Origin of the sequence: Pseudomonas sp. TYF_14, from assembly GCF_043105275.1 — a bacterium.
Classification (GTDB): Bacteria; Pseudomonadota; Gammaproteobacteria; order Pseudomonadales; family Pseudomonadaceae; genus Aquipseudomonas; species Aquipseudomonas alloputida.
In genome coordinates this window covers 71,832-83,285 of sequence record NZ_JBICLK010000016.1, presented here as the reverse complement: position 1 = coordinate 83,285, position 11,454 = coordinate 71,832, and the positions used below count along the sequence as shown (strand labels likewise).

Genomic DNA, 11,454 nt, shown 5'->3' with positions numbered 1-11,454 from the left:
GCGGCAGTTTACCCCATTGTGGGAAAAGTGCCCATTCGACCACAGGTTACGCGGCCCCCTGTAGGATCGGGTTTACCCGCGAATGCGTCGGCAAATTCAAGATCGCATTCGCGGGTAAACCCGATCCTACAGGGATAGGTGAAGCTGTTTAGTTACGGCGTTCGACAATATAACGCGCCAAGGCCCGCAGCGGCTCGGCCTTTTCGCCGAACCCTTGCAGTGCGGCCAGCGCCTGGTCGCGCAGTTCGATTGCATAGGCTTTGGCGGCTTCCAGGCCCAGCAGGGCCGGGTAGGTCGGTTTGTCACGCGCTATGTCTGCACCTTGGCGTTTGCCCAAGGTAGCAGTGTCGCTTTCCACGTCGAGGATGTCGTCCTGCACCTGGAATGCCAGGCCAATGGCCTGTGCATAAGTTTGCAGGGCATCCAGCTGCACCGGTTCGGCACGGGCACTTGCCAGGGCGCCGAGGCGTACGCTGGCTTCGATCAGCGCGCCGGTCTTGTGCCGGTGCATGAACTCCAGCGCCTGCTGGTCCAGCTTCTGGCCCACCGAACCGAGATCGATGGCCTGGCCGCCAACCATGCCGGCCGGGCCGGCAGCTTTGGCCAGCACCTGAACCATGGCCAGGCGAATGCTGTCGATCTGAGGGCTCAGGCAAGGGTCGAGCAGGGCACTGAAAGCCAGGCTCTGCAAACCGTCGCCAGCAAGGATGGCGCACGCTTCGTCAAACGCCTTGTGGGTGGTCGGCTGGCCGCGACGCAGGTCGTCGTCGTCCATGGCCGGGAGGTCGTCATGCACCAGCGAGTAAGCATGGATCAGCTCGACCGCGCAGGCTGCACCGTTGGCCTGTTCGGCCGGGGCGCCCAAGGCTTCGCAGGCCGCGTAGGCCAGCAACGGGCGCACGCGTTTGCCGCCGTTCATCACGCTGTAGCGCATGGCGGCGTAAAGGCGTTCCAGCTCTTTGCTCGGGGCGATGAACAGCGGTTCGAGGGCTGCGTCGACGCGCGCCTGGCAACTGGCCTGGTAGGTGCCAATCATGCTTCCGGCTCCGCGTCGAAGGGTTGGGCAGCCAGTTCGCCGTCGCGCTCCAGCAGAATTTGCACCTTCTGTTCGGCCTGGGCCAGGGCGCCCTGGCAGTCACGGGTCAGGGCGATGCCTTGTTCAAAGGCGGCCAGCGACTCTTCCAGCGACAACTCGCCGTTCTCCAGGCGCTCGACCAGTGCTTGCAGGTCTGCGAGGGATTGCTCGAAATCGAGGGAGGCTTTTTTGCGGGCCATGGCGACTGTCTCGGTGGCATTCAGAACGGCGCGACACTAGCAGAGCGGGGCGGGGGGAGCAAACTTCCGGCAGCTGCATCGGCTGATGCAGACCGATGGAGGAGCGGCCCTGTGTCGCGAAAGGGCCGCTCGCACAAGGACCGCAAAGCGTCCCGGTTCGGTGGATCAGGCCGGCTCTGCCTCCCGTTCCAGCATTGCCTCACGGTACCGCGCCAGCTCCTCGATGGTCAGCACCGGCAAATTGTACTGCCGTGCATATACCGCCACCTGCTCACCACGGGCCATGCTGCCATCGGGATTCATCAGCTCGCACAAGACCGCTGCCGGGCGCAGGCCGGCCAGGCGCGCCAGGTCCACCGAACCTTCGGTATGCCCACGGCGTGTCAGCACCCCGCCATTGCGGGCGCGCAGCGGAAAAACATGCCCCGGGCTGACGATATGGCGCTGTTCGGCGCTGGAACGCAGTGCTGCGTCAATGGTGGTGATGCGGTCCTGGGCGCTAACCCCGGTGGTGATACCTTCGGCCGCCTCGATGGTGACGGTGAAACCGGTGCCGTGGCGGGCCTGGTTGTTCTGCACCATGGGTGCCAGCTGCAGTTCGTCGACGGTGGCTTCGTCCAGGCACAGGCAGACGATGCCGCTGCAATCGCGAATCATCATGGCCATGGTCTGCAGCGTAATGTTCTCGGCGGCGGCAATGATGTCCGCTTCGTCCTCGCGGTCGTCATCGTCGAGCAACAGTACTGGGCGCCCGGCCTGGAAGGCGGCGATGGCGGCGGAAACATTGGGGAATTGCGCGTGGTGCTGGGTGAACATGAAACGCTCCTCGTGAATGATCGATGAACGTCTCGGGGCGAACAAAATGCGCGCGCAAGGGCGCCCGGATGGCCCCTGCATGACGCCTTCTTTCATCCGGACTATGACCGTCGGCTCTGGAGTTGCACCAGATCTGCTGACCCCCGACATGGTCGGGGCGCTCGCGGGCTCATCTTTCGATTTACCGCCGGTGGGGACTTACACCCCGCCCTGAAGACCGACCCAGCATACAGCACAGTGCCACCCCAGTGGCAACCCGCGGTTCTACTACCTTCGGCGAGACTTGCAGCAGTAACCATCTACCCCTTTGCACTTGCCGCAGCGCTTACCTTCGTGACGGTCACATTGGCAAACCAAGGAAACGAACCGTCATGTCCTCTCTCTATCCTTTTACCGATACCGATCTCCATCTCGCATTCAGAAAGGTCGTCGACACTTTGTTCGACAAGAAGCGCGACTACGTCGACGGCGTGCTCAAGCCCAAAATGCTCATCATTGCTGGTGCACAAGGCTCGGGTAAGACGTACTTGCTGGAAAAAACGCTGCTGAAGAGCGGGCGCTACGACAATTATGTTCGCCTTTACGAAACCCATTTTCGTGAACTGCACCCTCATTATCGGGCGATGGAAGACAAAGGCGTGCTGCATGTCTATGAGCATACCGAGCCGTTCATCTGGCGCCTGGGGGCAATGATTTGCACGTATGCGATGGAAAACAAATACAACATCATCATGGAGACCGCGCTCGACAGCCCTCATTTCGCTGATTTTCCACCTGATGCCGCCCTGAAGGGCTATCAGAGCGAGGTCCATCTGATTGCGTGTCAGAAAGAATTCAGCCACTGGTCGACCCTGGACCGTGTGGTCAACAGTGTTGGCAATCATGAGCTCGAGCGTGTGGTCAGCCTGACGCAGATCGAAGAGGCGCAAATCAATGGCAGGTCCATCATCGATGCTTTCGAAAACGCCTGTATCGAGGTACCGGGTTCCGAAATCGTGATCTATCGACGTGGCCTGGAGACGGACAGGAATAGCCTGCCGGTCTGTCACAGCACCTGTCCTGAAAAAGGGCGCCTCGTGCCCCAGCAGACCTACCAGGGCAGGGAATTCTTCCGCGGGGCAGACCTGAAGATCGACTTCAAGGTCCAGCGCAGTCCCCAGGCCGATTTCCCCTGTTCCTATATTCAGTATGCGCAGGTGGTGCATGCCGGCCTGCTGGGTTCGAAACACCGTCGGACGATGGCCGAACTCAATTGCAAAACCCTCGGCCAGGCTCAGAAGCTGATGTCGCAGCTGCCTGTGGATGTCTACCGCGAGCTGTGCCTGTACGTGCTCAAGTACGCGCAACCTTGAGTCGGACAGGGGCAGGGCTGATCACTGGCCAGACATGCCTTCGATCACCCTGCGCAGGGAGGCGCCCAGCATGGGCCCATGCCCCAGACCCTCGAAGCGCTCAAAGCGCACGTCGAGGCCCTTGATCGCGGCCAGATCTGCCGCCAGTTGGCGCGCAGGCAACTCGTCGTTCTCGTGCGGCGAACCATGCGGGCTGGCGGGCTCCTGCCCGCCGCGCATCAGCAACAGATGCGGGCGCGCCTCGCCAAGGCGTGAGGGAAGCCCTTGCGCCTCGCGGACAATCACACCATCGCGCCACCACAGTGACGGGCTGGCAGCAGCGTAAAGGCTGAATGCGCCGGGGCGGGTAAACAGTGCGTGAAGCACGGCCAGGCCACCATAGGAGTGCCCCCACAGCGTCTGTCGTTGCGGGTCGATCGGCGCCACAGCCGACACCATCGTGCGCATGCGCCCGGTCAGAAGCTTCAGGAACGCATCGACCCCGCCGCTGGGCTGGCCGGTCAGCGGATCACGCTGCTGCACCTGCTCCGGCAGCGCCGGGGTGTAGTCCAGCGTGCGGCCGGCCCTGTCGATGCGCAGTTCGGTCCGGTAACCCACCGCCACCAGCAGGGGCGCCTGGCCCACGGCGAGCCTGTCCAGTTGCTGCTGATCCAGCGTCCCCAGCGCAGCATTCCCATCGAGCATCCACAGCACCGGGTACCCCGATGCTGGCGCTGGACGATTCGGCTTGCCAACCCACAGGCGGTAGTGACGCAGGCCATCGGCCGAGTCCAGATCAAGCTGGGTGAAGTGATAGGCCAGGTCCTGGCGCTGTAACACCGACGTGTCCATCTTCTGGTCATGCTCGGGCTGGGCCAGGACAAGAGGGGCCGCCAGGGCAAGTGCCAAGGCCAGCATCAGGTTCTTCTTGCTCATCAGGCGTCTCGTCAGGGCTTTGCATGGAGCGCAAGGCTTGAGCGCCCAGATGATAACCAGTCCCTATCAAGCGTAAAGCGCATTAACTTTCTAAACAGTCTCAGGCCGCAGGCAAGGTCATGTGCAGGCACAGGCCCGGGTGCCCATTGCTGGCCCACAACCGGCCGCCTTGCAGTTCGATGGCGCGACGGGCGATAGCAAGGCCCAGGCCGAAGCCTGCGCCACTCTCGGCCAGGCGCTGGTAGGGCTTGAAAATGCGCTCAAGGTCGGTATCCGGTACGCCTGGCCCTTGGTCGCTCAGGCGCAGGTGCCAGCATGCGCCCTCACGCCAGCCATCAAGGCTGACCCGGCCTTCGGTCGACGAGTGGCGAATGGCATTGCGCAACAGGTTTTCCAGGGCCTGGGCCAGGCTGTCCAGATGGGCCTGCACCAGGCAGTCGGTGCCAAGTGAGCACGGCAGGCGCGCACGGTCCCAGCCGCTTTCGAAACAGACGTCCTCGCACAAGGCTTCCCACACGGAAAGCACCAATACCGGCTCGGTCGACAGGCTGGGTTGTTCGGTGTCCATCCACGCCAGGTCGAGGGTGTTTTCCAGCAGCTTCTGCATGTCGGCCACCTCACGGTCCAGGCGCTCGCGCAGCTGCGGCGGTGGCAAGTCGCTGTCATGGGCGATGCGCAGCCGCGCCAGCGGCGTGCGCAATTCGTGAGACAGCGTGCGCAACAGCAGGCGCTGTTGCTCAAGGCTCTGGCGCAGGCGCCCGGCCATGTGCTCGAAGGCCTGAGCCAGCTCACCCAGCTCATCACGCCGCTCCTGCAGGGGCAGGGCGGGGCTGTCCAGATCATCGGCCCGCAGGGCGTCGGCGCGGTCGCGCAGGCGGTTCAGCGGCACGACAAGATGCCGGTATAGCGCAAGGCCTAGCAGCAGGGCCAGCAGTGCGGGGGCAACGCCATGCGTGACCACATGGGTCCAGGGTGTCAGGCCTGTCGGTAGCAGCCGTTCGGGCAGTTGCAGCACCAGGCGGCCATGCTCGGGGTGTTGCGGAAATTCGATGCTGACGTAGGGCAGTTCATCCTGCAGGCGCCGGCTCATCGGCCAGTCGAGCTTGCGCATGAATGTCAGGTGGCTGGCTTCCTCGGCGCTCAGCGGCGTGGTGCCAAGGCTCTGAAGGTGTGGACCTATCACGGCCACCCAGGTGTCCTCGGCCCGTGCCACATGCTTGCGCCAGGCCTCGGTGCCGGCTGCGCCGTCCTGCTCCCACGCCTGTTCGGCCTGTTGAGCATAACGCGCCAGGTAGTCCTGGTCAGCCTGGGACAGAAAATAGGTACTGCGTTCCACCGAAAGGCCCCAGGTCCAGATGAGCCAGATCAGCAACAGGCAGAAGCTGACTTGCAGCAAGGCCAGTTTCCACAGCAACGGGTGGCGACGCATCAGGCCTGCTCCGTGTCGACCAGGATGTACCCTTGGCCACGCACGGCCTGGATCTGCAGGTGCTGGGCATTGATGTCGGCCAGTTTGCGGCGCAGGTTGCACACATGCACATCCAGGCCTCGGTCCAGTCGGGTATAGGCCCTGTGCAGCACGGTCTGGTACAGGAAGGGCTTGCTCAACGCTTCGTCGGGGTGGGCCAGCAGCGTGACCAGCAAGCGGAATTCGGAAGCGGTAAGGCCAGCGGCGTTGCCGTTGTGGATAACGTCCTGGCGGTCGTGGTCCAGCATCACCTCCCCCACGTCGGCACGCAGCGCCGTACCACGATCGAATGCCACGCGACGCAGCAAGGCATCCACCCGTGCGTCCAGCTCCGCCAGGCTGAAGGGCTTGGGCAGGTAGTCGTCTGCACCACGGGTGAAGCCGCTGATGCGGTCCTGCTCGGCCCCTAGTGCCGACATCAGCATGACCGGCACTGCCTGCTGGCGGCGCAGGGCGTCGAGCAGGCTGAGGCCGTCGATGCCTGGCAGCATGATGTCCAGCAGCACCAGTTCGAACTGAGATTGCTGTATGGCATTCAGGGCCTGGGTGCCGCTGGCGCAGGCGTGCACCAGGAAACCGCGGTTGCGGAAATGGCGGTCCAGGTCCTGAAGCAGGCGTGGGTCGTCTTCGGCAAGGAGAAGTGAGGTGGGCACGGCGAGCCTTGATGAGAACTTTTATCAGTTGCGAATCATCCCACTGGCTGCAGGGAAAGGGCAACGCCTTGATGTGTTAAGAAGGTTAATCCTGCTGCACCCTGGTTTTCGCTCCGGTATCGTTCGCAAAAAGCAACTTGTTTCGTTTGCGATTCAATATCATTTGGGCGAAGGGTGTGTCATGACCGGTTTCAAAAGTGTGGGCAGCTTGCAACGGGTTCGGGGATGGCTGGCGCTGGGGTTGCTGGCACCGTTTTCTTTATCGGCAGTGGCCGAAACGGTAGCGGCCCAGGCGGCGGCTGAAGACAACTCGCTTGATCTGCCTGCATTGACCATCGAAGGCAACCGCCTGTACGACATGCTGCCTTCGGAGGAAACCAGCGGTTACAGCGTCGATGCCGCTACCGTGGGCACCAAGACGCCGGCAGCGCTCAAGGACATCCCGCAGTCGATCACCGTCTACACCCAGGACTACGTCAAGGATCGCCAGTTCGTACATCTGGATGACCTGGCCAAGTACACCGCCGGCCTGCGCACCCTGACCAACGACAGCGGCCGTTCGTCGATCTACGCCCGTGGCTACGAGTACAGCGAATTCAACATCGATGGCCTGCCGGCCCCCATGGCCAGCATCTTTGGCACCGTACCGTCGCTGGCCGCGTTCGACCGTGTCGAAATCATGCGCGGCCCGGCCGGGTTGTTCAGCAGCACCAGCGAACTGGGCGGTATCGTCAACATGGTACGCAAGCGCCCGACCGCCGAGTTTCAGGGCCACATCGAAGGCAGCTACGGCACCTGGGACACCAACCATGAAGAAATCGACCTGAGCGGCCCGCTGGACGCCGCCGGTCGCGTGCGCGGGCGCTTCATTGCATCCCGTGACGACACCAATGGCGAAGTGGACTACAACGCCAACACCAGCAACAGCTATTACGGTGCGCTGGATATCGACCTGGACGACGCCACTACGCTGTCGTTCGGCCTGATGCACGAAGTGAAGAACATCACCCCGCACAACGGCTACCCGGCCACGTTGTCCGGCGAGGTGCCCGACTTCAGCCATTCGCGTTTCCTGGGCGCCGACTGGAACTACTTCGACGGCAAGACCACCGACCTGGTCGCCGAGCTGACCCACCGCTTCGACAATGGTGGTTACGGCCGTGTCGCGGCCCGTGGCTCGCACCGCGACACCAACTACCTGTACGCCTTCACTGCAACCAATGCCACCACAGGCGCCAACTCCGAGCGCGCCAGCGCCCGTGATTTCACTCAAGACACCTACTCGCTGGACGCCAGTTACAGCCAGCCGTTCGAAACCTTCGGCCAGGTCAGCGAGTTCGTGGTGGGCAGCGACTACAAGAACTACGACACCGAGTATCTCAACGGCACCACCAACCTGGGCGCCATCAACGTCAACACCTACTCGCCTAAACAGTTCGCCAAACCGTCGCCCAACTACAGTACCGAGACCGGCATGCAGGAAGAGGAATACGGCCTTTATTCCAAGGTCACCTTCCGCCCGATCGAGCGACTTGCGCTGATTGCCGGTGGCCGTTTCAGTTGGTACCGCGGTGATTTCTACACCACCACCCTGAGCAGCGGTGCTACGACCAATGACAGCAAGCGTGTGGACGGCCACTTCACCCCGTACGGGGGCCTGGTCTATGACTTGACCGAGAACCACGCGCTGTACGCTAGCTACTCGCAGGTTTTCAAGCCTCAATCCGACACCGACAGCAGTGGCCGGGTGTTGAAACCGCGTGAAGGCGAGCAGTACGAGTTCGGCCTCAAGAGCAGCTACTTTGGCGGCGATTTGAATACGCGCTTCTCGGTGTTCCGCCTGACCGACAAGAACCGCGCTACCACCCTGTACGATGCCGATGGTGTGGCCACTACCGATTCCGTTGCATCCGGCAAGACCCGCGTGAAGGGCGCGGAAGTGGAAGTGAGCGGCAAGCTGACGCCGAATTGGGAACTGCTGGCCGGTTACACCTGGATGGAGACCGAAACCGTCAAGGGTGACGCCGAAACCACGTTCTTCATCATGCCGCGCAACCAGGCTTCGCTTTGGAGCAAGTACACCATCAGCCAAGGGCCGCTGACCGGCCTGGCGATTGGTGGCGGAATTTCCGCGATGAGCAACTTCTACTCCGAAAACGGCGGCGTGCGTATCGACGCGCCGGGCTACGCGACGGTGGACGCGATGCTGTCGTACCCGGTGACTTCGAAGCTGACCGCCACCTTCAACGTCAATAACCTGTTCGACCGGGATTACCTGTCGCGGGTGGGCTCGACCTCCACGTTCAACTTCTACGGGCCGTCGCGCAGCATGATGGTTGGAGCGCGGTATGACTTCTGACGGGGTCTGTTGCCGCTAGGTGCACCGCGACACAAGGCCGTGCCTGCAAAGGGCGCGGCCTTGATGCTGAATCATGAGAAATCTAGAAGTGTATCTGCACTATCGGGTATCAGTGCAATAAAGTTGTGAGAGTAAGTGTTAATCAGGCGCTTGGTTTTAATTCAAGAAGTCTCCGAGTGCCATTGATGCTTTATTTCTTGCCATTGGGTGTCTGACAACCACTTGTCTGCTACCGGAAAGAAAATATTCTCCTCGGCATCCATATGGTCATAATATTTCTTGATGAAGTCTTCGATCGTGTCGGCAATTACTCTGGCCTCTTGCGTTGACTGCTCCAACATCTTGAGCTGCCCTGCAATTCGCGTGAAGGCTTTATGATCTTGCTCAATGGCCATGACCCGTTGGTGAATCGGTGCGTCGGTTGTCAGCAAGGCCAGCCGAATAAGATCTTCATTTTCATGGTGGTGCCGCTCTGCATCACCATGCAAGGCTTCCAGTTGCTTAAACAACAGCTTGCAGTCATCGGCACCCGCAGAGCCGTGTCTTATCCTCTCCAGTAATTCTTTGATCTGAGTAATTTTGGTAGCCACCTCATGATGATAGGCGTGCAGCTCTTTCAATAAGGCGTTCATGCTAAGTCCTCATCACTACATCAAACCGTTACAGATTAAATATAAGTAATAAGCAATCTCCAAGGATGGCCGCACGTGTCAGCGCACATCTGATCGTTTTATTATAGTCTGGCGCGAAACGCTCACCTTCAGAAAAAAACCTCCATTGGAAGATTTCGAAATATCAACTTGATTTCTATATGCGCGACGAGAAGAAGCCGACACCCCAGAATCGCTTGCGGGCTGAACGTGAACAGCGGGGGGGGGGGGCTGAGCACAACGGGAGGTGTCAACCTTATGCAGGACGGGGCATTGCCAAATTAAAAAGCCGGCTTGTGGCCGGCTTCTCGGGGACGCTTCCGACTAATTTATGGTAAGCCGCAATCGCCTTAACTGTGTGGCCATCAAGGGCCTGAAAGAGATGGCAGATGCCCGTGTGGGATATCGCCGAGCCCTCTGGAACGCGGCTCGCGCCGGTCGGGGCTTAATGTGCGGCGTAGCATACAAGGGCGGGCGCAGGATGCCCAGCAAAAAATTGCCCAGAGTGCTTCAACTGGGCCGCTGCTGGCGGAAATGTGACCAGTGGAACACCCAGCCAAGAATTTCCAGGCCCTGCGCCTGACGCTGAGCAGCGGTGTAGCGTTCGACCGTGTAGTTGCGCCGGTCATGGCTGTGCAGGTACAGGGTGTCGTGCGGGCCAAGACTGAGGTTGTTTACCCTGAGCATGCCGTTTTGCAGCAGGGCATAGGTTTCGCCCTCGACCACCTGGGTCATGCCCAGGTCGATGGCCAGGGTAGCTTGCAGCGGAATCAGCGGGAGCATGTTGCTGGCCGGCATTGCCAGGCAGATTGCGTTGCCGGCTTGCACACCCAAGCCCTTCAGGGCTTTTGCCGGCAAGCGCAGGTGCTTGCTGCCCACCGGCGACAGCAAGCCGTTGCGCACTTCGTAGTAGGGCACCTTCAATACCCGGCCACGATGTTCCGACAGCGGGGTAAGCGGGTTGGCGGGCGCTGGCCGTGGACGGCCGTTGCGCAGGAGTGGATTGGGGTGTTTGGGGCCTTCACCGGTGCGCAGCCAACGCCGGTGCACACAGAACAGATCGGCCAGTTCGTCCAGTCGGGCCAAAGGCACACCGCGTTTGAACCAGTTGTTGACGTGCTGTGCTGTGACGCTGCGCTGGGCGGCGAAATCGGAAGGGGTCAGGCCACATTCGTGGAGCAGGGCTCTGAGGCGGTCGCCGGAAGTGTTCATGGCGGCGAGTGTAGCGGCGGGTTGCCAGTAAGGAAATGAACCGGGTGTTGACGGGATTTGTACGAAAAGAGGCTGTTTGTAGGATGCTGGTGTAGGACTGTGTAGGATTTGTTCCCAGCAGTGAGCGCGTTCCATTCAGGCATGAAAAACCCCGCCAAAGCGGGGTTTCCCTGCAGTCGAAATCAGCCCTTGTAGGCAGCGACCGATTTGGTGATCGCGGCACGGGCGGCGTCGGCGCCTTCCCAGCCTTCGATCTTGACCCACTTGCCCTTCTCGAGATCTTTGTAGTTGGCAAAGAAGTGCTCGATCTGCTGGATCAGCAGGGCTGGCAGGTCGGTGTATTCCTTGACGTCAACGTACAGCTGCGACAGCTTGTCGTGAGGAACAGCGATGACCTTGGCGTCGCCGCCACCGTCGTCGGTCATGTTCAGCACGCCAACCGGACGGGCGCGGATAACCGAGCCTGGGGCCACTGGGTAAGGGGTAACCACCAGCACGTCCAGCGGGTCACCGTCGTCAGCCAGGGTGTTCGGGATGAAGCCATAGTTGGCTGGGTAGAACATTGGGGTAGCCATGAAACGGTCGACGAACAGCGTGTCGCTGTCCTTGTCGATTTCGTATTTGATCGGCGCGTGGTTGGCCGGGATCTCGATGGCGACGTAGATGTCGTTCGGCAGGTCTTTGCCCGCCGGAATCTTGCTGTAGCTCATTGGGCAGTGCCCCCGTGTTTGACCAAAAAGTGGCGGCGATTATA

The 11,454-nt window shown here is 61.0% G+C and carries 11 protein-coding genes and 1 riboswitch; of the genes, 2 read left to right on the top strand and 9 right to left on the bottom strand.

What is annotated here, in order from left to right; translation table 11 throughout:
* Positions 1 to 148: 148 nt before the first annotated feature.
* From ispA to ribB, 3 genes are all read right to left on the bottom strand, one after another.
* Positions 149 to 1,036: a (2E,6E)-farnesyl diphosphate synthase gene (gene ispA, locus ACF8O8_RS04750; protein ID WP_010951810.1), complete on the bottom strand. Its 888-nt coding sequence runs from the start codon at positions 1,034 to 1,036 to the stop codon at positions 149 to 151.
* The gene (locus ACF8O8_RS04745; RefSeq protein ID WP_003255380.1) at positions 1,033 to 1,275 is read right to left on the bottom strand and encodes an exodeoxyribonuclease VII small subunit; all 243 of its coding nucleotides are present in this window, start codon (positions 1,273 to 1,275) and stop codon (positions 1,033 to 1,035) included. Before ACF8O8_RS04745 ends, ispA begins: the two co-directional genes overlap by 4 nt.
* 165 nt (positions 1,276 to 1,440) lie before the next feature.
* Positions 1,441 to 2,091 carry a 3,4-dihydroxy-2-butanone-4-phosphate synthase gene (gene ribB / locus ACF8O8_RS04740; protein ID WP_010951811.1) on the bottom strand — a complete coding sequence of 217 codons (651 nt, stop codon included), beginning with the start codon at positions 2,089 to 2,091 and terminating at the stop codon, positions 1,441 to 1,443.
* 80 nt (positions 2,092 to 2,171) lie between these two features.
* A riboswitch (FMN riboswitch) is annotated at positions 2,172 to 2,313 on the bottom strand.
* A gap of 149 nt (positions 2,314 to 2,462) precedes the next feature.
* Between ribB and ACF8O8_RS04735 the strand changes: the two genes are divergently transcribed.
* Positions 2,463 to 3,443, top strand: coding sequence for a zeta toxin family protein (locus ACF8O8_RS04735; protein ID WP_049587186.1), 981 nt, complete (start codon positions 2,463 to 2,465; stop codon positions 3,441 to 3,443).
* 21 nt (positions 3,444 to 3,464) lie between these two features.
* Here ACF8O8_RS04735 and ACF8O8_RS04730 read toward each other — a convergent pair whose 3' ends face one another.
* The 3 genes from ACF8O8_RS04730 to ACF8O8_RS04720 form a co-directional block, all read right to left on the bottom strand.
* Positions 3,465 to 4,358, bottom strand: a complete 894-nt coding sequence (locus ACF8O8_RS04730) for an alpha/beta hydrolase (RefSeq protein ID WP_010951813.1) — start codon at positions 4,356 to 4,358, stop codon at positions 3,465 to 3,467.
* Between the two features lie 100 nt (positions 4,359 to 4,458).
* The gene (locus ACF8O8_RS04725) at positions 4,459 to 5,787 is read right to left on the bottom strand and encodes a histidine kinase sensor domain-containing protein (protein WP_392509318.1); all 1,329 of its coding nucleotides are present in this window, start codon (positions 5,785 to 5,787) and stop codon (positions 4,459 to 4,461) included.
* Positions 5,787 to 6,479: a response regulator transcription factor gene (locus ACF8O8_RS04720; RefSeq protein WP_010951815.1), complete on the bottom strand. Its 693-nt coding sequence runs from the start codon at positions 6,477 to 6,479 to the stop codon at positions 5,787 to 5,789. Before ACF8O8_RS04720 ends, ACF8O8_RS04725 begins: the two co-directional genes overlap by 1 nt.
* 181 nt (positions 6,480 to 6,660) lie before the next feature.
* On the opposite strand from ACF8O8_RS04720, the gene ACF8O8_RS04715 reads away from it, so the two are divergent.
* Positions 6,661 to 8,838: a TonB-dependent siderophore receptor gene (locus tag ACF8O8_RS04715; protein ID WP_392509317.1), complete on the top strand. Its 2,178-nt coding sequence runs from the start codon at positions 6,661 to 6,663 to the stop codon at positions 8,836 to 8,838.
* Positions 8,839 to 8,999: 161 nt separating this feature from the next.
* Here ACF8O8_RS04715 and ACF8O8_RS04710 read toward each other — a convergent pair whose 3' ends face one another.
* The 3 genes from ACF8O8_RS04710 to ppa all read right to left on the bottom strand — a co-directional run bounded on the left by ACF8O8_RS04710 (position 9,000) and on the right by ppa (position 11,410).
* Positions 9,000 to 9,470, bottom strand: a complete 471-nt coding sequence (locus tag ACF8O8_RS04710) for a hemerythrin domain-containing protein (protein ID WP_392509316.1) — start codon at positions 9,468 to 9,470, stop codon at positions 9,000 to 9,002.
* A 528-nt stretch (positions 9,471 to 9,998) separates the two neighbouring features.
* Positions 9,999 to 10,700 carry an XRE family transcriptional regulator gene (locus ACF8O8_RS04705; protein ID WP_049587189.1) on the bottom strand — a complete coding sequence of 234 codons (702 nt, stop codon included), beginning with the start codon at positions 10,698 to 10,700 and terminating at the stop codon, positions 9,999 to 10,001.
* A gap of 182 nt (positions 10,701 to 10,882) precedes the next feature.
* Positions 10,883 to 11,410 (bottom strand): inorganic diphosphatase, encoded by a 528-nt coding sequence (gene ppa / locus ACF8O8_RS04700; RefSeq protein WP_003255365.1) that lies wholly within the window; start codon positions 11,408 to 11,410, stop codon positions 10,883 to 10,885.
* Positions 11,411 to 11,454 lie beyond the last annotated feature (44 nt).